The sequence below is a fragment of the Ruegeria sp. YTSA075 genome, from assembly GCF_059610245.1.
Window position 1 is genome coordinate 265,691 of the sequence record NZ_JBXWNG010000004.1, and the last position, 22,876, is coordinate 288,566.

A 22,876-nucleotide genomic window follows, 5' to 3' on the forward strand; every position below is an offset into this window, starting at 1 on the left:
CTAAATTTGGGCCGCGTAGTCCAACGCTTCACTCAACCTATCGTCCCCCCAGAACAGTTCGTCTTTGACATATAAACTGGGGGCGCCGAAAATGCCCTTGTCCTTGGCGCGCTCAGTTTGCTGGAACAGAGCGGATTTGATGCCCGGTTCACTGGTGCGGAGCAGCAAATCAGGCGATAGCCTGGCTTTGTCCAAACAAGCCAGCAGCGTCGCCTCGTCTGAGATATCACGCCCTTCACCAAACTCAGCGCTGTAGACCGCACGTACAAACCGGGCTTTATGATCGGGGTCGTCGATTGCCAGAACCAGCCGCGCCGCACGCAAGCCATTTTGGGGAAAGGGGTCGGGCTTCTGAAAAGGCAGACCCCGCGCCGCGCATAACCTTTCCATATCGCGCCACATATAGGAGCCCTTGGCGGGGTAGAGGTTGAACGGTGATGTGGTCCACCCCTGTTCCGCAAAGATAGGTCCCAGCAGAAAGGGCTGCCAATCGACCGTAAGGCCCCGGTCGGCAGCGACCTGTTCAATGCGCATGGCGCTGAGATAGGAGTAGGTCGAGGCGAATTCGAACCAGAACTCGACCCGCGACGCCATATCAGGTGATTTCCTCAAGTTTTTCCTTGCTCAGATCACCGGGTACGATCGTGATCGGAATTGGCAGACTGCCCGAACTTTTGGTCAACTGGGTGATCAGGGGGCCGGGGCCTTTCTTGTCGGTTCCTGCGCCCAAAACCAGCACTCCGATTTCAGGGTCCGATTGAACATGTTCGATGATCTGAGGCACGGGATCGCCTTCCCGGATCGCGAGCTCTGGATCAACGCCCTGTTTGTCGCGCATCCATTTGGCGAACACCTCGTAATGGGCATGGATACGCTCGCGCGCTTCTTCCCGCATCACCTCGGCCACGCCAATCCAATGGTTGAACTCATCCGGCGGGATCACCGACAAGATCGTGACGCCGCCACCGGTGTGCGAGGCGCGCATGGCGGCAAAACGCATCGCGTTCAGGCATTCGCGGCTATCATCCAATACGACCAGAAACTTGCGCATGGGGGTCCTCATTCATTTCGGGGATCATGCCCGACCGATTGCGTGCTGGCAACTCGGGTAAATCCCAGGTGATCGGTTAGCCTTCGCTTGCAGCCCAATCCCAGTAAAGCGCGCGGGCGCGCCGGGCAATAGGGCCAATCTGATATTGCGTATCGTCCAGAGCCGTCACAGGCGTCACCTTGTTCATATTTCCGGACATGAATACCTCATCCGCTGCGTGGAAATCATCAAAGCTCAGGATGGTTTCGTGGATCGTGACACCATCCGCGCGCAAGTTTGCAATATGACGCGCGCGGGTGATCCCGGCTAGGAACGTGCCGTTTGGGATTGGGGTGAACACCTCTCCATCCTTGGCCATGAAGATATTGGCGGTTGCAGTCTCGGCAACATTGCCCATCGCATCTGCGACCAGAGCGTTTGAGAAACCCTTGGCCTTTGCTTCGGCCAACATGCGGGCATTGTTGGGGTACAGACACCCGGCCTTGGCGTTCACCACGGCAGATTCCAGAACTGGCCGCCGAAACTGCGTGGTCGTAAGCGTGGCAGAGGCCGTTTCGGGTGCCATCGGGATTTCTTCCAGACAGATTGCAAACCCTGTGCTGTTTTCCTGTGGCACAATTGCGGTGTGATCGCCATCGATGCCCCAATACATTGGACGAATATAGACAGCGCTGTCCGGGGCATAGGTTTGCAACCCCTCATGCACCAATTCGACCATGTGTTCGGGGGTCACGGTCGGGGTCAGCATCAGCGCTTTGGCGGATCGGTTGACGCGCTCGCAATGTGCCAGCAAATCCGGTGCCATACCATTGAAATACCGCGCCCCGTCAAAGACAGAGGATCCCAGCCACGCGCCATGATCTGCCGCGCGCATGATAGGTGCATCCCCATCATGCCATTGGCCTTCGAAATAGGTGCGGATATTCTTGCCCGTTGCCATGACGCCCTCCCAAACTTTGGGCAAACCTAGGAGTGCGCCAGGCGAAGGTCCAGTGCAATCAGCGCACTGACGCGCCGACCATGCCTACGATCTCGTAGGTCCGTTTCAGAATCGGCTTGGTGATCTCGCGCGCCCGTTCGGCACCACGGGCCAGGATGCGGTCGATCTCGGACTGATCATTCATCAATCGGGCCATTTCGGACGAGATGGGCGAAAGCTTTTCGACCGCCAGATCGGCCAGCATCGGTTTGAAGTCTCCGAATTGCTTGCCGCCCACATCGGACAGCACCTGTTCCACGCTTTGATTCGAAAGCGCCGCATAGATATTGACCAGATTGCGCGCCTCGGGCCGGTCGTCCAAGCCGTCAGCTTCGGATGGCAGAGCATCCGGGTCCGTTTTGGCCTTGCGGATTTTCTTGGCGATCGTATCCGCGTCATCCGTCATGTTGATACGGCTCATATCCGACGGGTCGGATTTGGACATTTTCTTGGACCCGTCCCGCAAGCTCATAACCCGCGTGGCTGCCCCTTCGATCACCGGCTCGGTGATCGGAAAGAAATCCACACCAAAGTCATTGTTGAACTTGATCGCGATATCGCGTGTCAGTTCAAGGTGCTGTTTCTGATCGTCTCCCACGGGTACGTGCGTCGCGTGGTAGATCAGAATGTCAGCCGCCATCAGTGACGGATATGCAAACAGACCCAGCGAGGCGTTCTGCGTGTTCTTGCCCGCCTTGTCTTTCCACTGTGTCATCCGTTGCATCCAGCCCATCCGGGCCACGCAGTTGAAAATCCAGCCTAGTTGCGCGTGCTCAGGCACCTGGCTTTGGTTGAAAAGGATCGACTGTTCCGGATCGATACCTGCGGCTATGAACCCGGCGCATAGTTCGCGGGTATTGTGCAACAGCACTGCGGGGTCCTGCCATGTGGTGATCGCATGCAGGTCGACCATACAATAAACGGTTTCGAACTCTGGCCCTTGCATATCCACAAAGCGCTTCAGCGCGCCCAGATAATTGCCCAAGGTCAGCCCGCCCGAGGGCTGGATGCCGGAAAACACGCGCGGCGTGAATTGGGTCTGGGTCATCGAAGGGAACTCCCGTCTGGAAAAATCAGCCCTCGTCGCTTACCCATGAGGGTAAGGGACGTCAACAGCCGCGAAAGGCCCGGCAGATGAGCAGTGAGCATTATACACCCGCCGTGAACCCTCTGCCGCCTGTCGTCGTGGCGCTGGTTCTGTTCATCATGGGGATCGAGCTGGCTTTTATTCTGGGCGAGCGCGGCCTGATCGGCGGCCCGGGGGCCATAGGCTGGCGCACGCAGGCGATTGACAGCTATTCGTTCTTTGTCAGCCAGTTTGATCGGATGTTGCAGACAGGGCAGTGGCGGGTCGACTATCTGATGCGCCTGATCACCTACCCGTTTGTCTCGTTCAACTTCACGCAATCCGTCTTTGTCTGCGTCTTTGTTCTGGCCATGGGCAAGATGGTTGCCGAAGTGTTCGGCAGCGTTGCGATGTTGCTGATCTTTGTGCTGTCTGGCGTCGGCGCAGCGGTCGTTTATGCGTTGATCCTGGCGCCTGGCGCCTATCTGGTTGGGGGCTTCCCACCTGTTTACGGGCTGATCGGCGCGTTCACGTGGCTTTTGTGGCGCAAGCTGTCTTTGGTGGGCGCAAACCAAGCCAAGGCGTTTCAACTGATCGCAGTGCTGATGGGAATTCAGTTTCTGTTTCGATTGATTTTTGGCGGTGCGCCGGATTGGATCGCCGATCTGGCGGGGTTTGCCACCGGGTTCGGATTGTCGTTCTTTCTGGCACCGGGTGGTTGGGCCCGGATCAGAGGTCGCATTCGGCGGGATTGATCAGGCGCGGCGCAAGGCGCGTTTGAACTCGGCCAGTTTGAAGGCACCCAATAGGTGTCCAAGCACAAAATACGCTACGGCTGCCGCGCCGATCAGTCCTAGAAGGGCAAGATAACGCCAGCCTGCCAACTCGAAGGCCCAGCCAAACATCTGGATGGCAACAAACAACACGACACCCATTCCAACCGAGGCCGCAACAATCCGCCAGGCCCGCTGTTTGAACCGATCATCAAATCGCGCCTCATCCCCCATGCGGCGCGCGCCGATGGCCAGCAAGGCGACCATGGCCCATCCAGCGGCAGAGGCGGCAATCGCGGGCGCAATCCATCCGACCAGCGGATATAGCCCGAAGGCCAAAGCCGCATTGATGACCATGGCGACCATAGCATAGCGGAACGGCGACCGCGTATCCTCGCGCGCAAAGAACAGGGGTTGCAGAAGTTTCTGCAGCATGAAGGCCGGAAGCCCGACGCCATAGACGGCGACGGCCAGCGCTGTGGCGGCGGTATCCTCGGCGCTGAACTGGCCCCGTTCGAACAGGACCGAAACCAGTGGGATCGGGATGATCAAAAAGGCGATGGTTGAGGGCAGCGTAAGCAGCAGCATGAACTCCCCGGCGCGGGAAAAGGCGTTGCGTGCGCCGTCTTTGTCATCCGCACGCAGGCGTCGGGACAGGTCGGGCAGCAGGACGATGCCGATAGCAATCCCGACAACGCCCAAGGGAAGTTGATACAGCCGATCTGCCGCAAAAAGCCAACTGACGGCTTTCTCGGTTTTCGAAGCAACCAGTTGCCCAACCACCAGATTGACTTGCGTGACACCCATGGCCAAAGCCGCCGGGATGGCGATGCGAACCATGTTTCGCATTTCGGGGCTGAGTTTGGGCATGCCGGGTCGAATGCGGATGCCTGCCCGTTCTGTCGCCACCCAGACCAACGCCAATTGCGCGATGCCGGCGATCGGGATCACGGCGATCAGCCAGCGAATGACCTCACCCCCGGACAGCGCGCCGAAGATCAGGGCGGTGCAAGCGAAGATGTTCAGCAAAACAGGGGCGGCAGCAGCGGCGGCAAAGCGTCCGGTTGCATTCAGGACACCCGAAAACAAAGCCGCCAGAGACATGAACAGGATGTAGGGAAAGACGACATAGCCGTAGTCGACGGCCAAATCGAACCGTTCGTCGCCATAAAATCCTTCTGCCGTGAGCCAGACAAGGCCGGGCATGAACACCATCGCCAGACCAACCAGTGCCAGCACGGCTGTACCGAGCAGATTAAAGGCATCCTGCGCGAACCCTTCGGCGTTTTCATCGCTCTCCAGCCGTTTCGAAAACATCGGGACAAAGGCAGCGTTGAATGCCCCCTCGGCAAAGAACCTACGGAACATGTTGGGCAGGCGGAACGCCGCCACGAACGCGTCCATCACCGGTCCGGGGCCTATGTAGGCGGTTAGCAGAATCTCTCGTAGAAACCCGAGGATACGGCTGGCCAGGGTCCAGAACCCAACCGTGAACAGGCCCGAAAACAAACGGATTTGCTTCATGAGACCGCGCGCTCGGCGCCTTCGGTGATGGCTTTGCGCAGCTTTGCCTCAAGCCCGCGTTGCTTGCTTTCCGAGTGGTACTTCAGGCCAAACATATCTTTCACGTAGAAGGTATCCACAACCTGTTCGCCATAGGTCGCGATCACCGCATTGGCGATATAGACGTTCGAGGATGCAAGCGTACGGGTCAGATCATACAAAAGCCCGGTCCGATCACGAGTATCCACCTCGATGATCGTATAGATCTCGGACCCCTCGTTGTCGAAGGTGATATGGGTCGGCACGTTGAAGGCGCGTTCGCGCTTCTTGATCTTGTCGCGGGATTTCAGTGCTTCACCGGCGACCACCTCACCTTTGAGCGTCTTCTGGATCATTTGCGTCAGTCGCGGCAGGCGCGAGGCTTCGAACGGGTGTCCCTCGGCATCCTGTATCCAGAACGCATCGGTGACATAGCCATCCTTGGTCGTGTAGCTGCGTGCGTCCACGACATTGGCCCCAACCAATGCCAGCGCACCGGCGATCCGTGCGAAAATGCCGGGATGATCACCCATCGCAAAACAGGCGCGGGTTGCATCGCGGTCCTCATCCGGGTGCAGGCGGATTTCCATCGCGCCGGGATCACCGCTGCGTTCTAGGGCGCGCAACATCTCTGCAAATTCTGCGTGGGCCGACAGAGGCAGACCTTGCCAATAGGGCGCATAGTGGCGTCCGGTCTCTGCCTTGAGGTCAGCCTTGGACCAGTCCGCCAGCTCGGCGCGCAGCGCCTTTTTGGCCTCTGCCCCGCGATTGGCGCGGTTCAGGACCTCCAGTCCGGTTTCGAGCGCGCGCTTGGTTTCAGCATGCAACGCACGTAGCAGAGTGGCTTTCCAGTTATTCCAGGTGGTCGGCCCGACACCGCGAATGTCACAGACCGTCAGCACAGTCAGCAGGTCCAACCGCTTGACCGTCTGAACAGCCTTGGCAAAGTCGCGCACCGTGCGCGGGTCCGAAACATCGCGTTTTTGTGCCATGTCCGACATCAGCAGGTGATACCGCACAAGCCATTCGACCGTTTCACACTCGGTCTTGTTCAACCCAAGCCTGGGGGTGACCTTGCGCGCGATTTGCGCGCCTAGGATCGAATGATCTTCGGGTCGCCCTTTGGCAATATCATGCAGCAACAGCGCCACATACAGAACCTTGCGATTGACGCCGCCTTCCAGAATCGATGAGGCCAATGGCAAAGCCTCAACCAATTCGCCACGTTCAATCTGGGCAAGGTTCGTAATGCACTGGATGGTATGCTCGTCCACCGTGTAGCTGTGATACATATTGAATTGCATCATCGCGACGATGTGTTCGAACTCGGGCAGGAAGGCCGATAGCACGCCAAGCTCGTTCATGCGTCTCAGGGCACGTTCGGGGTTTCCGTGTTTGAGCATCAGGTCCAGAAAGATGCGCCGCGCTTCTTTGTCGTTGCGCATCTCGTCATCGATCAGGTTCAGATTGGCCGTGACAAGGCGCATGGCGTCGGGATGGATCAGCATGCCTGTCCGCAGCCCTTCTTCAAACAGGCGCAGCAGGTTGACCTTGTCAGACAGAAAGGCATCTGGGTCGGCAATGTCCAGCCGCCCATGCACAACCTTGTATCCGGTTTTGACCTGGGGACGCCGGCGGAAAATCCGTTCCAGCAGCGGGGCGCCTTTCATATGCGCCGCTTCCAGCTTGGTCAGGAAGATTCGCGTCAGTTCTCCCACGCGTGTCGCCTCGCGGAAATAGCGCTGCATGAACACTTCGACCGCGCGTCGCCCGGCACGGTCTTTGTATCCCATGCGCGCCGCCACCTCGACTTGCAGATCAAAGGTCAGCTGTTCCGTTGCCCGACCGGTCACCAGATGCAGATGAGATCGAACGGCCCATAGAAAATCTTCGGCCTCGACAAATGTTTTGAATTCCTCAGGCGTAAACAAACCCAGAGGCACCAGCTCGGCCACGTCCTGCACACCGTAGATATATTTGGCAATCCAATACAGAGATTGCAGGTCGCGCAATCCGCCTTTGCCTTCTTTCACATTGGGCTCGACCACATAGCGCTGGCCCTGTTTCAGGTGCCGGGCGTCGCGTTCTTGCAGCTTGGCTTCGATAAACTCGCGCTCGGTTCCTTTGAACAGTTCAGATTTGAGCCGCTTGTCCAACTCATCCGCCAGTGCGTTGTCACCCGCCAGATAACGCTGTTCCAGCATGGCGGTACGGATGGTGAAATCTTCCGCCCCGAGGCGCAGGCAGTCTTTGATCGTGCGAGAGGAGTTCCCGACCTTTAACCGCAGGTCCCACAGGATATAGAGCATGGATTCGATCACACTCTCAGCCCAGGCAGTGATCTTGTAAGGTGTCAGGAACAGCAGATCCACGTCGGATGCGGGGGCCATTTCGCCCCGCCCATAGCCGCCAACCGCCAGAACGGCAATCCGTTCACCACGTGTGGGGGTGGCAAGCGGGTGCAGCCGCTCGCTGGATACGCGCATTGCTGAGCCCACCAGCTGATCGGTCAGGTAGGTGTACGAGCGGGTCAAGGCGCGCGCCTCAAATGGGCGCGTCGCAAAGGCATGTGCAATCGCGTTGCGCCCGGATTTTTGCGCCTCCCGCAGAATACGCACGGTCTCGGCCCGCATAGCGGTATTGTCCGTGCATGTCTCAAACGCAGCGGCCAGTTGTTCATTCACGCTGACGCTGTCGAAAATGTCTTCGGCGGGGCAGATCAGTGCAGCATCAGGCGCGGGGATCAGGCCGGGCCGGTCAGAAACCGGCGCCAGCGAAGCTTTGTGGGGCAGGGTCAATCACAACCACCTGTTTGTTTTGGATCGTGGCGACGGCCAGACCGCGTTCATTGGTGCCGTTCGGTCGCAGGCGGAAAATGCCACCAACGCCCTGGAAGCCGGCGTTCTGGGTCAGGGCTGCTCCGGTCAGCGCATTGGATTTGCCCTGCGCGACCAAAGCGCCAATGGCGGCGATCCCGTCATAGGCCAGGCCGCTGATCGGATGCGGTGCTTCGCCATAGGTTGCGTTATAACGCTGACGATAGGATTGCGCCTTCGATGGATCGGGTAGGGCAAACCACCCCCCCTGAACCCCCGGCAGTTCAAGCGTTTGCGGCGGGATGTCCCAACGCGTCAAACCAATGAACTGGGTTGTGGCGGGGGACACACCCGCTTCGGGCAAAAGCTGCGTCAGCAAAGGCAGTGCCCCGGCCGTTGTCGCTGTCAAGAAAACCGAATCCGCACCCGAAGAATCGACGGTTGCCTTGATGGTCGGCACCGCGTTGATCACTCCTTGTTGCGAACGATCATAGGAAACGGTGCCCGCGTTGTTGACAGGGCTGCTGCCCAAGGCCGAGGCAATCGCAGATTGACCCAACTGACCTGCGGCGTCGTTGCTGTAGACGATCACGGTTCCGGTTTTGCCCTGAGAGGCCGAATAGTTCACCAGCCGGTTCGCAGTGTTTTGGAACGTAGGCCCAAGAACAAAAACATTGCCTCCGGCGATGCTGGTATTGTTCGAGAAAGACAGGACATTGACGTTTTTGTTCAATACTGCCAGTCCGGCGGCATTTGCAGCCTGCGCATAAACCGGGCCAATGATTATCTTTGCTCCGTCCGCCACAGCCTGTTGCGCGACTGTCGAGGCGGTACCGGCATTTCCGGCCGTGTCATAGACCCGAAGGTCGACTTTCACGTTCGGTAGATCAGACATGGCAAGCCGCGCCGCATTCTCCAAGCTCTGCGCCAATGCGGCGTCACCGGCCTGACCTGATCCGCGCGGCACCAAAAGGGCGACGGGAACGGGATCGGATGTATCGATCGACGGACCGCCGCCAAGGCCGCCAGGCTCACAGGCCGCTAGAAATGCTGCGGTGGCCAGGACCGCTGCGGCTTTCGCCAGCTTGCTTACGGGCTTGCAAACAGTAAACATCTAAAAGAAAACTCCCTGATCCGGCAGCGCGCGACGCCGCTGTTCTGTCGATCCGGGATAATAAACGTCACGCGGTGAGGGTCCAGCTTTGAATTTCCAAAAGACCAGATTGGCTGCGGGCCTGTATTTTGTTGCCACACCCCTTGGCACCGCGCGCGACATTACGCTCAGGGCTTTGGACGTCTTGGCCTCTGCCGACATGATCGCGGCAGAAGACACCCGCAGCCTGCGCAGACTGATGGAGATTCATGGCGTTCCACTGGAGGGGCGGCGCATTCAGGCCTATCACGATCACAGCGGTGCAGGAGCACGCGGCAAAATCATGGATGCGCTGGAACAAGGGCTTTCGGTGGCCTATGCGTCCGAGGCCGGAATGCCGCTGATTGCGGACCCGGGCTATGATCTGGGGCGGCAGGCGTCTGAGGCCGGGTATGCGGTGACCTGCGCGCCCGGCCCATCGGCGGTTTTGACCGCACTCACGCTAGCCGGATTGCCAACGGATGCGTTCTTTTTTGCGGGTTTTTTGCCAAATGCCTCTGGCGCGCGCCGCAGCCGCATCGAAGCGCTGCGTGATATCCCCGGCACGCTTGCTTTTTACGAATCGCCTAAGCGCGTAGCGGCGTGCCTGTCTGATCTGGCAGGCGTTCTGGGATCGGACCGCCAAGCCGCGCTTTGCCGTGAATTGACGAAAAAATTCGAAGAGGTTCGGCGCGGCAGCTTGGGTGAACTTTCGGAAGCCTATCAGGAGCAATCCGTCAAAGGTGAAGTTGTTCTGCTGGTGGATCGCAGCCATTCGCAAAGCGTTAACGAGTCTGACGTAGAAGACGCTTTGAAACAGGCCCTGCAAACCCATTCGGTACGGGATGCGGCGGATTTGGTGTCGCAAATGTACGATCTGCCGCGTCGCCCGATCTATCAAAAGGCCCTGAAACTGGGAAAGGGATAAGATGGCGCAGCGCGCGGTTCAGGGATCGGTTTCTTATCACTCGGGACAGGCCGCTGAACTGCAGGTGACGACGGACTATGAACGCCGCGGATACTCGATTGCGCATCGACGCTGGCGCGGTGCAGGCGGAGAGATTGATCTGATCGCACGTGATGCGGATGGGCTGGTGTTCATCGAGGTGAAGAAAAGCAGCAGTTTTGACAAGGCCGCTGCCCGGATCACGCGGCGGCAGGCGGAACGGATTTGCGCCTCTGCCGCGCAGTTTCTGGAAAACGAACCGGGCGGGCAACTGACGAATGTTCGGTTTGACGCCGCCCTGGTTGACCACACGGGGGCTGTTCAAATCATCGAAAACGCCTTTGGGCAGGCGTAAGCCCCATTGAACCCCTCGGCCTGCTGGGCCATGTATCTGGCATGAAGTTGAGGGACATGCCATGAAAATCGCCTTTCAAATGGACCCGATCGGGGACGTGGACATAAATGCCGACAGCTCTTTCCGCCTGGCGGAAGAGGCGCAGGCCAGAGGTCATGAGCTGTTCTTCTACGGCCCGGACCAATTGGCCTATCAGGAAGGCAGGATCACGGCACGTGGTCAGGACATGACAGTGCAGCGCGTCCCCGGCGATCCGGCAGTTCTTGGGCCTGAGCGCGAAGTTGATCTGGCCGATTTTGATGTCGTCTGGCTGCGTCAGGACCCTCCGTTCGACATGCATTATATTACTTCGACACACCTGTTGGACCGGCTCAAAGGTCAGACTCTGGTGGTGAATGATCCGTTCTGGGTCCGCAACTATCCTGAAAAACTACTGGTGTTGGATTTCCCGGAATTGACGCCGCCCACCTCGATTGCGCGGGACTTGCGAACCATCAAAGCGTTCAAGGACAAGCATCAGGATATCATCCTGAAACCGCTATATGGCAATGGCGGTGCGGGCGTGTTTCGGTTGGATGCGGGTGATCGCAACCTGACCTCTCTGCATGAGCTTTTCACTGGCTTCTCGCGTGAGCCGTTGATTGTGCAAAAATTCCTGCCGGATGTCAGAAATGGCGACAAGCGCGTGATCCTTGTGGATGGCGAAGCCGTTGGAGCCATTAACCGCGTTCCGGCCGAAGGTGAGACCAGATCAAACATGCATGTGGGAGGGCGGCCCGAGAAAATCGGACTTTCAGAACGTGATCTGGAAATCTGCGCTGCTATCGGCCCGCTTCTGAGAGAAAAAGGTCAGATCTTTGTCGGCATCGACGTGATTGGCGACTACCTCACCGAGATCAACGTCACTTCCCCAACCGGCATACAAGAGCTTGAGCGGTTCAATGGTGAGAACATTGCCGAAAAAATCTGGCAGGCGATTGAGGCCAAAGTTTAAGCCATCACCTTGGCGCTGATGCGAAAGCTCAGCGCTTCGGCCACATGGGGGCGGCGGATATCCGGGGTCCCTTCAAGATCGGCAATGGTTCGTGCGACCCGAAGGATGCGGTGAAATGCGCGGGCTGACAGGCCGAACCGGTCAGCTGCCTTAAGCAGCAAGTCCTTCCCTTCTGCATCGGGCGCCGCAACTTCCTCCAGAAGCTTACCCTCTACGTCGGCATTCTGACGCACAGAAGTGTGTCCCTCGAACCGGGCGGACTGCACCGCCCGTGCTTGTTCGACGCGTGCGGCGACGGTGGTCGAACTGTCGCCTGAGGGCGGCAGATCAAGGTCGGTAAATGCAACCGGTGGCACTTCGATCCGCAGGTCGAACCTGTCCATCAACGGGCCGGAAATGCGGTTGAGGTAATCCTCGCCGCATCCGGGTGCACGCGAACAGGCGCGGGACGGGTCGGTCAAGTATCCGCATTTGCAAGGGTTGGCTGCTGCGATCAGCATGAAGCGGCAGGGATATTTCACATGTGCATTGGCACGGGCGACCATGACTTCGCCGGTTTCAATCGGCTGGCGCAGGGTTTCCAGCACTGTTCGGGGGAATTCAGGGAATTCGTCCATGAACAGCACGCCGTTATGGGCCAGCGATATCTCACCCGGCTTCGCGCCCTTACCGCCACCGACAATCGCCGCCATTGATGCGGTGTGATGTGGTTCCCGAAAAGGCCTGGCACGGCTGATTCCGCCTTCATCCAACAGACCGCAGAGCGATTGGATCATTGACGTTTCCAAAGCTTCAATCGGGGTCAATGGGGGAAGAATCCCGGGAAGGCGGGCCGCCAGCATGGATTTCCCAGAGCCGGGCGTACCGATCATGATCAGATGGTGCCGACCTGCTGCCGCAATCTCCAACGCACGTTTGGCCCGTTCCTGCCCCTTCACATCACGCAGATCACGTTGGTTGGTTGCGAGGGTCACCTCACCCGGAATTGCGGCGGCAAGCGGCGTCTGGCCCGAAAAGTGGCGCACCACATCGCCCAATGACCCAGCGCCAATCACCTGGGTTGCATCGACCCAAGCCGCCTCGGCGCTGGAGGCGCGCGGGCACAGCAAGGCGCGATCTTCGGACGCGGCGGTCATCGCGGCAGGCAGAGCCCCGACTACAGGAACCAGTGACCCATCCAGCGATAATTCGCCCAAAGCGACCGTTCCTTCTGCCGCGTCGGCAGGAATAATCTCAAGCGCCGAAAGTAATGCGACGGCAATGGGCAGGTCGAAATGGCTGCCTTCTTTCGGTAGATCCGCTGGGGACAGGTTGATGGTGATCCGTTTCGATGGCAGAGCGATGGCCATGGCGCTGAGCGCGCTGCGCACCCGGTCGCGGGCTTCCGAGACCGCCTTGTCCGGTAACCCTACGATCGAAAACGCGGGCAGTCCGGGCGAAACGGCGCATTGCACCTCGACCGGGCGGGCATCAACCCCTTGAAACGCAACAGTATGGGCGCGGGCGACCATGGCAATCCTGTTCTTGGTTAACAGGACGTTGCTGCCATGGTTGCGGTTTAGGAATCGTTAACGGCGTCTCGTATGGCGATGAATTTTGGCCAAGCCTCGGGGTCTGCGGCAGTTTTATCGCGGCAGAATGCGTTACAAAAACCCCAGCATTGCCCATCGAGTTCCAGAAAATCCGTTACCGGTTCCCCGGAATACGGGCAGTGCGCATTCAAGGAAGGGCCGGTCTCGACAGCTTTGGCAGTTGAAACACCACCAACGGGCCAGGGTGAAGAAACGGAGCCATGATTGTAGGGAAATGGATCGTACTCAACTGTCAGTCCCATGGCCCGCCATTGCCGTACCGAGGTCTCCCCAAGCAGAAAATGGCAATAGTCGCGATTGGGGTCAGACACCGGTAGACCATAGCCCACAATCCTCGCCGCGACGGGGGTGTAGAACACATCCGCAAGCGAATAGGCCCCGAACAATGGGCCATCTGCAGCCCCGGATATCTGGCGGGCATGGGCCCAAAGCGTTTCAACACGCGCCAAATCGGCCAGCGTATCCTGCGATGGGTTGAAGTCTTGCCAGGCGTGTTTCAACTGCATGGGGCAGTCTTCACGCAAGGCGTTGAATCCGGCGGTCATCTCGGCGCAGAGCCAGCGGGCCGTTGCCCGTGCTGCCGCATCCTTTGGCCAGAGCCCGGCATCCGGATGGCGTTCTGCCAGTGTTTCGGCCATCGCCAGGCTTTCACCCACGACCGTTCCGTCGGGCAGGCGCAAGGCGGGCACAAGCCGTGCGGGTGCGAGGGTTTGCATATCCTGCGCCATAGTGCCGGAATACAGCCCCATCATATGGGTTCGATAAGGCAGGCTGAACTTCTCCAGCATCAGCCAACCGCGCAAAGACCAGCTGGAAAACAGCCTGTCACCGATAAAGAGATCATAGGTCATGAGCCCACGATGGCGTCGGACAGGCAATTGGTAAATCAGTGATTTGTGCGCAGTGGGATCACGGACGGTGATTGATCGCCCCTGCGGACCAGCCTGTTCCCTTACAGGTCAGATGGGTGACCGACAGGTTGTCGATACGATGGGCAAAGGTCTGTTGTCCGTCCAGATCAAGGGCCCGCTGGACCTGCGTCAGGATAACCCCGAAATGGGCGACGATTACGATATCGCGGCCCTTATGATCCGCGATTAGGGCGTCAACAGTGCGGTCGACACGCGCGCGGACCTGATTCCAGCTTTCCCCGTTTGGTGGGCGCACATCACCGGGATTATCCCAATAGGCAAAGGCCAGTTCGGCGTCTTCTGCCTCGATCTCCTTGAAACCGCGCAATTCCCATGCCCCGAAATTAATCTCTCGCAAATCACGATGATGGGGCAGGCGTGCGCGTGCGCCTTGAATAGCGGATGCGGTATCAACGGCGCGCGTCAGGTCTGATGAGATAACAACGGCGTCACGAGGTAAGTAATCATGCAACCGCTTCAGGGCGGCGGTGTCGCTAAGATCGGCGGGAACATCAGACCACCCGACCATGGTTTTGGCATGGGTTGGGCCGTGCCGGACCAGATGTAATAGCGTCACGTAAGGGCCCCTTTCAGAACAGTTGGCAGACCTGCTGTCACCTGAACAACCAGCCCGGCTTGGGCGGCCAATGCGATGTTCAATCGGCCCTGCGCCTCACGAAACCGGCGGGCCAGCGTGTTTTCGGGGACGATACCGTGCCCCACCTCGTTCGATACGATGACGATTTGGGCCGGGCAATTCTTAAGGGCCTGTAACAGGGCAGTCTGCGCAACATGCAAATCACTTTCTGCCAACAGATGATTGGTCAGCCACATTGTGGCGCAATCGATCAGGCAAATCTGTTCGGCGTGCAGATCAGCCAGCACGGGAGCCAGATGCAGCGGAGCCTCGACCGTAGGCCAATCCGGCCCACGCTGCGCGATATGGTGATCGACTTTCGCACGCATCTCATCATCAAACACTTGTGAAGTGGCCAGATAAACGCGGCTTTTGCCCGACGAAACAACCAGTTGTTCGGCAAAAACAGACTTGCCCGATGCAGCCCCACCCAGAACAAAGGTTAAATCGGGAAGCACAATTCTTACCTTTCAAGTGATCCGGTCTGTTGGGTTCTGCGTATCGACCATAGGTCGGCAAGGCAAGCCCGGCCATCGAATATGAAATAGGGAGAGTTTCATGGCACTTGACAACACGACCGACTTTTCGATGTCCCGGCGAGCGATGAAGGCCGAACTGCTGGATGCAGAGACAGAGTTGAAACTGGCCTATGCGTGGCGAGACGAGCGCGATGAACAGGCCCTGCACCGTCTGATCACCGCTTACATGCGTTTGGCGATTTCAATGGCGGCCAAGTTCAAACGCTATGGCGCGCCGATGAACGATCTGATCCAAGAGGCCGGGTTGGGCCTGATGAAAGCAGCCGACAAATTCGATCCCGACCGGGGCGTGCGGTTTTCGACCTATGCGGTCTGGTGGATCAAGGCCAGCATTCAGGACTATGTGATGCGCAACTGGTCTATGGTGCGCACTGGCTCGACCTCGTCTCAGAAATCCTTGTTTTTCAATATGCGCCGTGTTCAGGCGCGGTTGGAGCGCGAGGCCGCAACCGAAGGCCTTGAGCTGGATCGCCATCAATTGCACCAGATGATTGCGACCGAGATTGGTGTGCCGCTGCGCGATGTCGAGATGATGGAAGGTCGCCTGTCCGGATCGGATTTCTCGTTGAATGCGGTGCAATCCGCCGATGAGGATGGGCGCGAATGGATCGACGCGCTGGAAGATGATCGTGAGCAGGCCGCCGAAGCGGTAGAACACAGCCATGATACCGAGCAATTACGCGAATGGTTGCTAACCGCGATGAAATCGCTGAATGACCGGGAAAGGTTCATCGTGCGTGAACGCAAGCTGCGGGAACCGGCACGAACCCTTGAAAGCTTGGGTGACGAGCTTGGTCTATCAAAGGAACGCGTGCGCCAGCTTGAGGCTGCCGCCTTCACGAAGATGCGTAAGAACCTTGAAGCCCAATCGCGTGAGGTGCAACACTTCATCGCATGACACGGCTTGCGATTCTTCTTTTTGCTCTGACAGTTACGGCAATCCCGGCGTGCCCGGGTATTGCCTCTGACCTTATCCCTGACGACGTGGTTGCTGCGATGCAGGCAGCGGATGTCGTGATATTGGGCGAGATTCACGACAATCCGGACCATCACAAGGTTCAGACCGAGGCGATTGAGGTGATCGCCCCGTCTGCTGTCGTTTGGGAAATGGTTACCGAAGAGGGCGCACAACGTTTGGCGCGGACAGCGGCGTCCAATCCAGAAGAACTGGGTCGCATCCTGCGCTGGGCAGAAACGGGCTGGCCGCCGCTCAGCATGTACTATCCCATCTTTCAGGCGACAGATGCGCCGGTCTACGGTGCGATGGTGCCTCGCGCCGCAGCACGCGCGGCCATGGAACGCGGCGCGGCAACCGCACTTGGCGCAGATGCGGCACGCTACGGTCTGACGGTTCCACTGCCTGCGCAAGAACAAGCGGCGCGTGAGGCGGATCAGCTTGTGGCGCATTGCAATGCCCTGCCCGAACAGGTGCTGCCGCAGATGGTTGCGATACAACGCTTGCGTGATGCAGTGCTGACGCGGTCGATCCTGCTGGCGGTGGACGATACCGGCGGGCCGGTAGCTGTGATCACTGGCAACGGCCATGCGCGCAAGGATCGCGGTATCCCCACCTTCCTGTCCCGCTTGCGTCCCGGTTTGAAGGTCTTTGTCGTTGGCCAATCCGAAGACGGGCAGATCGATGGCACCTTTGATGTGGTCATCGATAGCCCTGCAGTAGATCGCGAAGACCCCTGCAAAGCCTTCGAGGTGCAGAATTAACCGCTGGTACTACGCTGTGGCCTTGCCTAATGTCAGCGCCGACCAGAACGGGAAAGGCTGAACATGCTGGCTTCCAAACGTATCCTGCTGATCATTGGCGGAGGGATCGCGGCCTACAAGTCGCTGGACCTGATCCGCCGCCTGAAAGAGCGTGGCGCTGCCGTGACCCCGGTTCTGACCCGCGCTGCTGAAGAATTCGTGACACCTTTGTCCGTGTCCGCACTGGCGGGCGAGAAATGCTATCGCGACCTGTTTGACCTGACGGATGAGGCTGAGATGGGCCATATTCAGTTGTCGCGCTCTGCCGATCTGGTTGTGGTCGCCCCGGCGACGGCGGATCTGATGGGCAAAATGGCGGCAGGGTTGGCGAACGATCTGGCCTCAACCCTGTTGATGGCCACGGATACGCCTGTTCTATGTGCGCCCGCCATGAATGTGCGGATGTGGGATCATCCGGCAACACAACGTAATCTTGTGCAATTGCAGGCCGATGGCGTGCGTTTTGTCGGACCGAATGAAGGTGATATGGCCTGTGGCGAATACGGCCCCGGCAGAATGTCTGAACCGTTGGAGATTGTTGCGGCTATCGAAGCGCAACTGGAAGATGGTCCGCTTAAAGGAAAACGCATCCTTGTGACATCAGGCCCCACCCATGAACCGATCGATCCCGTGCGCTACATTGCCAACCGATCCTCGGGCGCGCAGGGTACGGCGGTGGCAGGGGCACTGGCAGCCCTGGGAGCAGAGGTGACATTTGTCACCGGTCCCGCAGATGTGCCGCCACCCGAAGGTGTGCAGGTTGTACGCGTCGAAACAGCTCAGCAGATGTCAGACGCGGTGGATGCGGCCTTACCCGTGGATGCGGGCGTGTTTGCTGCAGCGGTGGCGGATTGGCGTGTGGCCAGTGCATCGGACCGGAAGCTGAAGAAAACCCAGGATGGCTTGCCCGCGCTTGAGTTTGCCGAAAACCCGGACATCTTGAAACGCGTCTCACACATGGAGCAAGGACGTCCGACGTTGCTTGTTGGCTTTGCTGCTGAAACCAATGACGTTCTTGAACATGCGACGGCAAAGCGCCAGCGCAAAGGGTGCGACTGGATCGTTGCCAATGATGTCAGCCCCGCGACGGGTATCATGGGCGGCACAGAGAATGCGGTTGTGTTGATTTCGGATGCTGGTGCTGAAGAATGGCCGCGCATGGGCAAGGATGCCGTTGCGGCCCGACTGGCGCAAAAGATTGCTGAGGCGTTGGGTAACTGATGCCCCCAGCCCTGAACAAAGAGGTACGATGATGGTTGCAATCCGCGTGATCCGTGAGGCGGGCGCAGACGCTTTGGTGGCACTGCCGTCTTATGAGACGACCGGAGCCGCAGGGGCGGATGTGCGTGCAAATCTTCCGGGCGGTATCTCAATCACTTTGGAACCGGGGCAGCGTGCGCTGATCCCGACGGGGCTGCGGATCGAGATTCCCGCAGGGTATGAAGTGCAGGTCAGGCCGCGTTCCGGGCTTGCGTTGAAACACGGTATTACCCTGCCAAATACGCCGGGTACCATCGACAGCGACTATCGCGGGCCACTGGGTGTGATCCTGATGAACGCGGGGCAAGAGAGTTTCGAAGTTGCGCATGGCGAACGCATTGCGCAGTTGGTTGTTGCTCCGGTGGTTCAGGCAGATTTCCAGTTTGTCGATGGACTCAGCGAAACCGAACGCGGATCGGGCGGGTTCGGGTCTACCGGGCGCGGCTGATGCTACTGGTTCTGCTGCTTGCTGCCGGGCTTTGGGGTGTCGGTTATGTCGCGGGCGTTTCCCGCAGCGCGCGTATGGTTTCTGTGGGCGTTCTGCTGACGGGTGTCATTTTGGCGCAGTTGGTTCTGCCGGATGGCAACCCCCTGCGCGAGGCGACAGGCGGGTCCGCGGCGATATGGCTGATCCTGGCGGGGTGCGTCGGGTTGGTTCTGGGCTATGGCAAGATTATCAAGGCTCTGCGCAGCCGCGCAACATCCGTGTCTGAACAGGACCCTCAGGCGCGCACGGATCGGTTTTCGGAAACGGAACTCGACCGCTATGCCCGCCACATCGTACTGCGCGAATTGGGTGGACCGGGTCAGAAGAAGATGAAACAGGCGCGCGTGCTGGTGATAGGTGCAGGGGGTTTGGGTGCGCCGGCCCTGCAATATCTGGCGGCTGCGGGCGTGGGGACCATCGGGGTGGTCGATGACGATGTGGTCGAGAACGCCAACTTGCAACGACAGGTCATTCACCGCGATGCCGATATCGGAATGCCCAAGGTTTTTTCCGCACAGCAGGCAATGGAAGCGCAGAACCCGAACGTGGCGGTACTGCCATATCACCGCCGCCTGACAGAGGAGATCGCGGCCGATCTGTTCGCTGATTTCGACCTGATCCTAGACGGAACGGACAACTTCGATACCCGCTATCTGGCCAACCGAACGGCTGTAACTTTGGGCAAACCGCTGATTTCAGGTGCCTTATCACAATGGGAAGGGCAATTGAGCGTTTTTGATCCTGCAACCGCAGGCCCGTGCTACCAGTGCATTTTCCCCGAAGCACCCGCCGCCGGGCTCGCCCCGTCCTGTGCCGAGGCTGGAGTGATCGGGCCGCTGCCCGGCGTGGTTGGGTCTATGATGGCGGTCGAGGCGATCAAGGTGATCACAGGCGCGGGTGCCTCCTTGCGCGGTGAGATGCTGATCTATGATGCGCTCTATGGGGAAAGCCGTAAGATCACCCTGTCGAAACGTGCTGATTGCCCGATTTGCGGCTAGGTCGGGGCCGTAAATTCACACCCCCCTCTGGACCATTGGCGACCCTCTACATAGCTTGAGGGGCAAAGGAGACCTGTATGACCAACCCGATCCTGTCCGACTGGACCACACCTTTTGAGGTCGCCCCGTTTGCCGCGATCTCAGATGAGGATTTTGCCCCTGCGTTGGACCAAGCGATGGCGGCGCACAATGCCCAGATCGACGCGATTGCTGACAACCAGGACGCGCCCACCTTTGCCAACACAATCGAAGCGCTTGAGGCGGCGGGTGAGCAGTTGGACAAGGTCCTGTCAGTGTTCTTCACTGTGGCGGGTGCCGACAGCAATCCCAAGCGGGAAGAGTTGCAGCGGGAGTTTTCGCCGAAGCTTTCGGCGCATTTCTCGGGCATTTCATCGAACAAGGATTTGTTCCGCCGGGTGGCCGATTTGTGGCAGCGGCGCGATGATCTGGACCTGGGCGATGAGCAAGCCCGCGTTCTGATGCTAACCCATCGCGGCTTTGTCCGCGCCGGTTCTGCGCTGGAAGGTGAGGCCGATTCCCGGATGCAAGAGATCAAGTCTCGCCTCGCATCGTTGGGCACTTCTTTCACCCAGAATCTGCTGGCGGATGAGCGTGACTGGTTCATGGAACTGGCCGAGGATGATCTGGACGGTCTGCCCGATTTCGTGATCGCTGCGGCGCGCGCTGCGGGTGAGGAAAAGGGTGCGAACGGGCCGGTTGTGACCCTGTCCCGCTCATTGATTGTGCCGTTTCTGCAATTCTCATCCCGCCGTGACCTGCGGGAAAAAGCCTATCGCGCCTGGGCTGCGCGAGGGGCGAACGGGAACGAGACCGACAACCGCGAGATTGCAGCCGAAATTCTGACCCTGCGGGAAGAGCGGGCGAAATTGCTTGGCTACGACAGTTTTGCGGATTTCAAACTGGAAACCGAAATGGCCCGCTCGCCCGACCGCGTGCGCGATCTGTTGATGCAGGTTTGGGAGCCCGCCAAAGCCCGCGCCGATGCGGATGCCGAGATTCTGACCGGCATGATGCAGGAGGATGGTGTGAACGGCCTATTGGAGGCGTGGGACTGGCGCTACTATGCCGAAAAGCGCCGCAAGGCCGAGCATGATTTGGATGAGGCCGCGCTGAAACCCTACCTTCAACTCGACCGGATGATCGAGGCGTCTTTTGCCTGCGCCAACCGTCTGTTCGGGCTGGAGTTTGCGCCGCTGGACGTGCCGCTCTATCATCCAGATTGCCGGGCCTGGGAAGTGACGCGGAACGGGCGCCATGTGGCGGTTTTTATTGGCGATTATTTTGCCCGTGGTTCGAAACGGTCGGGCGCGTGGTGCAGCGCTATGCGGGCGCAGGCCAAGTTCCCCGAAGAACAAGCCCCCGTCGTGATCAACGTGTGCAACTTCGCGAAGGGCGATCCCGCGCTGCTGTCTTATGATGACGCGCGGACGCTGTTTCATGAATTTGGCCATGCGTTGCATCAGATGCTGTCGAACGTGACCTATGAAAGCATCTCGGGCACGTCCGTCGCGCGGGACTTCGTTGAACTGCCCAGCCAGCTTTACGAACACTGGCTGGAAGTGCCCGAGGTTCTGGCGGAATACGCCACCCATGCAGAAACGGGTGAGCCGATGCCTCAGGCGATGTTGGAGAAGGTGCTGAAGGCGGCCAATTTCGATCAAGGCTTCCAGACGGTTGAGTATGTGGCCTCGGCATTGGTCGATCTGGCCTTCCACGAAGGCGTAGCCCCTGAGAATCCGATGGCAAAACAGGCCGAGGTTCTGGCCGAAATCGGCATGCCAAAGGCCATCGGGATGCGCCACGCCACCCCGCATTTCGCCCATGTCTTTGCGGGCGACGGGTACAGCGCGGGCTACTATAGCTACATGTGGTCCGAGGTTATGGACGCCGACGCCTTTGCCGCGTTTGAAGAGGCTGGAGGCGCCTTTGACCCCGAACGGGCCAAAGCGCTGGAAGACAATATCCTATCCACTGGCGGCTCGCGCGAGGCCGAAGATCTGTATCTGGCATTCCGTGGCCGCCTGCCGGGCGTCGAGGCTTTGCTGAAAGGGCGGGGTCTGATCGCGGCCTGATCGGATCGGGCCGTCAGTACCCCAACTGGCGGTCCACCAGGTGCACGAAGGGCTCACCCGTCTCACCGCGCCGGATGTTTTCGCAGATCACTTGCGCGGCTGTGACGGGTCGGGTCTCGGACGCGATGTGCGGGGTGACCGTGACGTTCGGATGTGTCCAATAGGGGTGTTCGGGCGGCAGGGGTTCGACCCGAAATACATCAAGCGTCGCGTGTCCGATCTGCCCGGCGTTCAGCGCATCCAGCAGGGCGCCGTCATCGATCAGCGGGCCGCGTCCAGGATTGATGATCTTTGCCCCTTTCGGCAACAGCGCCAGCGTTTCGGCGTTCAGAGTGTTTTCCGTCGCGGGTGTGTCGGGGAGCAGCAACACGACAATCTCGGATTGGGACAAGGCGGTGTGCAGACCGTCGGCACCATGCAGGCAGGTCACGCCTTGGATGTCCTTCTGCGTGCGGCTCCACCCTAGGACGCGAAAGTTCAACGCGGCCAGCGCCTGCGCTGCCGCCTGACCCAACTCTCCCAGCCCCAGCACGCAAACCGTGCGCTCGGTCGCAAGCGGTGGCGCGATCGGGGTCCAAACACCGTCCTGCTGGGTGATATGGGTGTCCATGCCCAGATGATACCGCAGAACATGACCCACGACCCATTCGGTCATGCCTTGCGTCAATCCATGATCGACCATACGGGCCAACGGAACGGTCAGGGTTTCGTTGTCGGCGATGCTTTCGACCCCGGCCCAGAGGCTCAGCACGGCTTTGAGCTGAGAATAGGGTTTGAAGTCCAGTAAGCCGCCATTTGGTGCATAAATGACGTAGTCTACCTGATCCGGTTCGATGTCTGTGGCCAGATGCACGTCTAACCCCGCCTCAGCCAGCCCCATGGTCAGAAGCGGTTCATATATCGGCCACAGTTCAGGGCGCGCAGAGAATAGAACGTTGATGGGCATG

22 protein-coding genes are annotated in these 22,876 nt (G+C 59.1%); 10 read left to right on the forward strand and 12 right to left on the reverse strand.

Annotated elements, in window-relative coordinates; translation table 11 throughout:
- From AC2FGE_RS09900 to trpS, 4 genes are all read right to left on the reverse strand, one after another.
- On the reverse strand, positions 1-594 hold the full coding sequence (locus AC2FGE_RS09900) for a 2-hydroxychromene-2-carboxylate isomerase (protein WP_496819052.1): 594 nt from the start codon (positions 592-594) through the stop codon (positions 1-3).
- A gap of 1 nt (position 595) precedes the next feature.
- The gene (locus tag AC2FGE_RS09905) at positions 596-1,051 is read right to left on the reverse strand and encodes a universal stress protein (protein ID WP_170535882.1); all 456 of its coding nucleotides are present in this window, start codon (positions 1,049-1,051) and stop codon (positions 596-598) included.
- A 76-nt stretch (positions 1,052-1,127) separates the two neighbouring features.
- Positions 1,128-1,991 (reverse strand): branched-chain amino acid aminotransferase, encoded by an 864-nt coding sequence (locus AC2FGE_RS09910; protein WP_496819054.1) that lies wholly within the window; start codon positions 1,989-1,991, stop codon positions 1,128-1,130.
- 58 nt (positions 1,992-2,049) lie between these two features.
- The gene (gene trpS / locus AC2FGE_RS09915; RefSeq protein ID WP_496819055.1) at positions 2,050-3,078 is read right to left on the reverse strand and encodes a tryptophan--tRNA ligase; all 1,029 of its coding nucleotides are present in this window, start codon (positions 3,076-3,078) and stop codon (positions 2,050-2,052) included.
- A gap of 86 nt (positions 3,079-3,164) precedes the next feature.
- On the opposite strand from trpS, the gene AC2FGE_RS09920 reads away from it, so the two are divergent.
- Positions 3,165-3,851, forward strand: coding sequence for a rhomboid family intramembrane serine protease (locus AC2FGE_RS09920; protein ID WP_496819056.1), 687 nt, complete (start codon positions 3,165-3,167; stop codon positions 3,849-3,851).
- Here AC2FGE_RS09920 and murJ read toward each other — a convergent pair whose 3' ends face one another.
- The 3 genes from murJ to AC2FGE_RS09935 are packed head-to-tail and all read right to left on the reverse strand — an operon-like array spanning position 3,852 to position 9,341.
- The gene (gene murJ, locus AC2FGE_RS09925; RefSeq protein WP_496819057.1) at positions 3,852-5,393 is read right to left on the reverse strand and encodes a murein biosynthesis integral membrane protein MurJ; all 1,542 of its coding nucleotides are present in this window, start codon (positions 5,391-5,393) and stop codon (positions 3,852-3,854) included. It abuts the gene before it with no gap.
- Complete coding sequence (locus AC2FGE_RS09930) at positions 5,390-8,209, reverse strand: [protein-PII] uridylyltransferase (RefSeq protein WP_496819058.1); 2,820 nt, start codon at positions 8,207-8,209, stop codon at positions 5,390-5,392. Before AC2FGE_RS09930 ends, murJ begins: the two co-directional genes overlap by 4 nt.
- Positions 8,169-9,341, reverse strand: coding sequence for a penicillin-binding protein activator (locus AC2FGE_RS09935; RefSeq protein WP_496819059.1), 1,173 nt, complete (start codon positions 9,339-9,341; stop codon positions 8,169-8,171). The genes AC2FGE_RS09930 and AC2FGE_RS09935 overlap by 41 nt, the downstream gene beginning before the upstream one ends.
- Before the next feature lie 88 nt (positions 9,342-9,429).
- Between AC2FGE_RS09935 and rsmI the strand changes: the two genes are divergently transcribed.
- The 3 genes from rsmI (at position 9,430) to gshB (ending at position 11,654) form a co-directional block, all read left to right on the forward strand.
- Positions 9,430-10,287 (forward strand): 16S rRNA (cytidine(1402)-2'-O)-methyltransferase, encoded by an 858-nt coding sequence (rsmI, locus tag AC2FGE_RS09940; protein WP_496819060.1) that lies wholly within the window; start codon positions 9,430-9,432, stop codon positions 10,285-10,287.
- A 1-nt stretch (position 10,288) separates the two neighbouring features.
- Complete coding sequence (locus tag AC2FGE_RS09945; protein ID WP_496819061.1) at positions 10,289-10,660, forward strand: YraN family protein; 372 nt, start codon at positions 10,289-10,291, stop codon at positions 10,658-10,660.
- 61 nt (positions 10,661-10,721) lie between these two features.
- Entirely contained in the window at positions 10,722-11,654 is a 933-nt protein-coding gene (gene gshB, locus AC2FGE_RS09950; RefSeq protein ID WP_496819062.1) for a glutathione synthase, read from the forward strand.
- On the opposite strand, the gene AC2FGE_RS09955 is transcribed toward gshB, so the two are convergent.
- The 4 genes from AC2FGE_RS09955 to cobU are packed head-to-tail and all read right to left on the reverse strand — an operon-like array spanning position 11,651 to position 15,252.
- Positions 11,651-13,165 carry a YifB family Mg chelatase-like AAA ATPase gene (locus AC2FGE_RS09955; RefSeq protein WP_496819063.1) on the reverse strand — a complete coding sequence of 505 codons (1,515 nt, stop codon included), beginning with the start codon at positions 13,163-13,165 and terminating at the stop codon, positions 11,651-11,653. The two genes, gshB and AC2FGE_RS09955, sit on opposite strands and share 4 nt — an antisense overlap.
- Before the next feature lie 47 nt (positions 13,166-13,212).
- A complete protein-coding gene (locus tag AC2FGE_RS09960) occupies positions 13,213-14,097 on the reverse strand; it encodes a glutathione S-transferase (protein WP_496819064.1) in 885 nt (294 codons plus the stop codon).
- Positions 14,098-14,155: 58 nt separating this feature from the next.
- Positions 14,156-14,734, reverse strand: a complete 579-nt coding sequence (locus AC2FGE_RS09965; RefSeq protein ID WP_496819065.1) for a histidine phosphatase family protein — start codon at positions 14,732-14,734, stop codon at positions 14,156-14,158.
- Complete coding sequence (gene cobU / locus AC2FGE_RS09970) at positions 14,731-15,252, reverse strand: bifunctional adenosylcobinamide kinase/adenosylcobinamide-phosphate guanylyltransferase (RefSeq protein ID WP_496819066.1); 522 nt, start codon at positions 15,250-15,252, stop codon at positions 14,731-14,733. Before cobU ends, AC2FGE_RS09965 begins: the two co-directional genes overlap by 4 nt.
- 100 nt (positions 15,253-15,352) lie before the next feature.
- Between cobU and AC2FGE_RS09975 the strand changes: the two genes are divergently transcribed.
- From AC2FGE_RS09975 to AC2FGE_RS10000, 6 genes are all read left to right on the forward strand, one after another.
- Positions 15,353-16,231, forward strand: a complete 879-nt coding sequence (locus AC2FGE_RS09975) for an RNA polymerase factor sigma-32 (protein ID WP_496819067.1) — start codon at positions 15,353-15,355, stop codon at positions 16,229-16,231.
- Positions 16,228-17,052: a ChaN family lipoprotein gene (locus tag AC2FGE_RS09980; RefSeq protein ID WP_496819068.1), complete on the forward strand. Its 825-nt coding sequence runs from the start codon at positions 16,228-16,230 to the stop codon at positions 17,050-17,052. The genes AC2FGE_RS09975 and AC2FGE_RS09980 overlap by 4 nt, the downstream gene beginning before the upstream one ends.
- 63 nt (positions 17,053-17,115) lie before the next feature.
- Positions 17,116-18,312: a bifunctional phosphopantothenoylcysteine decarboxylase/phosphopantothenate--cysteine ligase CoaBC gene (coaBC, locus tag AC2FGE_RS09985; RefSeq protein WP_496819069.1), complete on the forward strand. Its 1,197-nt coding sequence runs from the start codon at positions 17,116-17,118 to the stop codon at positions 18,310-18,312.
- Positions 18,313-18,340: 28 nt separating this feature from the next.
- Positions 18,341-18,799, forward strand: a complete 459-nt coding sequence (dut, locus tag AC2FGE_RS09990) for a dUTP diphosphatase (RefSeq protein ID WP_496819070.1) — start codon at positions 18,341-18,343, stop codon at positions 18,797-18,799.
- Complete coding sequence (locus tag AC2FGE_RS09995; RefSeq protein ID WP_496819071.1) at positions 18,799-19,836, forward strand: HesA/MoeB/ThiF family protein; 1,038 nt, start codon at positions 18,799-18,801, stop codon at positions 19,834-19,836. Before dut ends, AC2FGE_RS09995 begins: the two co-directional genes overlap by 1 nt.
- 77 nt (positions 19,837-19,913) lie before the next feature.
- On the forward strand, positions 19,914-21,929 hold the full coding sequence (locus AC2FGE_RS10000) for a M3 family metallopeptidase (protein WP_496819072.1): 2,016 nt from the start codon (positions 19,914-19,916) through the stop codon (positions 21,927-21,929).
- 13 nt (positions 21,930-21,942) lie between these two features.
- Here AC2FGE_RS10000 and AC2FGE_RS10005 read toward each other — a convergent pair whose 3' ends face one another.
- On the reverse strand, positions 21,943-22,875 hold the full coding sequence (locus AC2FGE_RS10005) for a 2-hydroxyacid dehydrogenase (protein WP_496819073.1): 933 nt from the start codon (positions 22,873-22,875) through the stop codon (positions 21,943-21,945).
- Position 22,876 lies beyond the last annotated feature (1 nt).

What these genes read in the sequence shown, in the direction of transcription:
- AC2FGE_RS09900 (WP_496819052.1), bottom strand. Translation starts at nt 594, where the DNA reads ATGGCGTCGCGGGTCGAGTTCTGGTTCGAATTCGCCTCGACCTACTCC.
- AC2FGE_RS09905 (WP_170535882.1), bottom strand. Translation starts at nt 1,051, where the DNA reads ATGCGCAAGTTTCTGGTCGTATTGGATGATAGCCGCGAATGCCTGAAC.
- AC2FGE_RS09910 (WP_496819054.1), bottom strand. Translation starts at nt 1,991, where the DNA reads ATGGCAACGGGCAAGAATATCCGCACCTATTTCGAAGGCCAATGGCAT.
- trpS (WP_496819055.1), bottom strand. Translation starts at nt 3,078, where the DNA reads ATGACCCAGACCCAATTCACGCCGCGCGTGTTTTCCGGCATCCAGCCC.
- AC2FGE_RS09920 (WP_496819056.1), top strand. Translation starts at nt 3,165, where the DNA reads ATGAGCAGTGAGCATTATACACCCGCCGTGAACCCTCTGCCGCCTGTC.
- murJ (WP_496819057.1), bottom strand. Translation starts at nt 5,393, where the DNA reads ATGAAGCAAATCCGTTTGTTTTCGGGCCTGTTCACGGTTGGGTTCTGG.
- AC2FGE_RS09935 (WP_496819059.1), bottom strand. Translation starts at nt 9,341, where the DNA reads ATGTTTACTGTTTGCAAGCCCGTAAGCAAGCTGGCGAAAGCCGCAGCG.
- AC2FGE_RS09945 (WP_496819061.1), top strand. Translation starts at nt 10,289, where the DNA reads ATGGCGCAGCGCGCGGTTCAGGGATCGGTTTCTTATCACTCGGGACAG.
- gshB (WP_496819062.1), top strand. Translation starts at nt 10,722, where the DNA reads ATGAAAATCGCCTTTCAAATGGACCCGATCGGGGACGTGGACATAAAT.
- AC2FGE_RS09955 (WP_496819063.1), bottom strand. Translation starts at nt 13,165, where the DNA reads ATGGTCGCCCGCGCCCATACTGTTGCGTTTCAAGGGGTTGATGCCCGC.
- AC2FGE_RS09960 (WP_496819064.1), bottom strand. Translation starts at nt 14,097, where the DNA reads ATGACCTATGATCTCTTTATCGGTGACAGGCTGTTTTCCAGCTGGTCT.
- AC2FGE_RS09975 (WP_496819067.1), top strand. Translation starts at nt 15,353, where the DNA reads ATGGCACTTGACAACACGACCGACTTTTCGATGTCCCGGCGAGCGATG.
- AC2FGE_RS09980 (WP_496819068.1), top strand. Translation starts at nt 16,228, where the DNA reads ATGACACGGCTTGCGATTCTTCTTTTTGCTCTGACAGTTACGGCAATC.
- coaBC (WP_496819069.1), top strand. Translation starts at nt 17,116, where the DNA reads ATGCTGGCTTCCAAACGTATCCTGCTGATCATTGGCGGAGGGATCGCG.
- dut (WP_496819070.1), top strand. Translation starts at nt 18,341, where the DNA reads ATGATGGTTGCAATCCGCGTGATCCGTGAGGCGGGCGCAGACGCTTTG.
- AC2FGE_RS09995 (WP_496819071.1), top strand. Translation starts at nt 18,799, where the DNA reads ATGCTACTGGTTCTGCTGCTTGCTGCCGGGCTTTGGGGTGTCGGTTAT.
- AC2FGE_RS10000 (WP_496819072.1), top strand. Translation starts at nt 19,914, where the DNA reads ATGACCAACCCGATCCTGTCCGACTGGACCACACCTTTTGAGGTCGCC.
- AC2FGE_RS10005 (WP_496819073.1), bottom strand. Translation starts at nt 22,875, where the DNA reads ATGCCCATCAACGTTCTATTCTCTGCGCGCCCTGAACTGTGGCCGATA.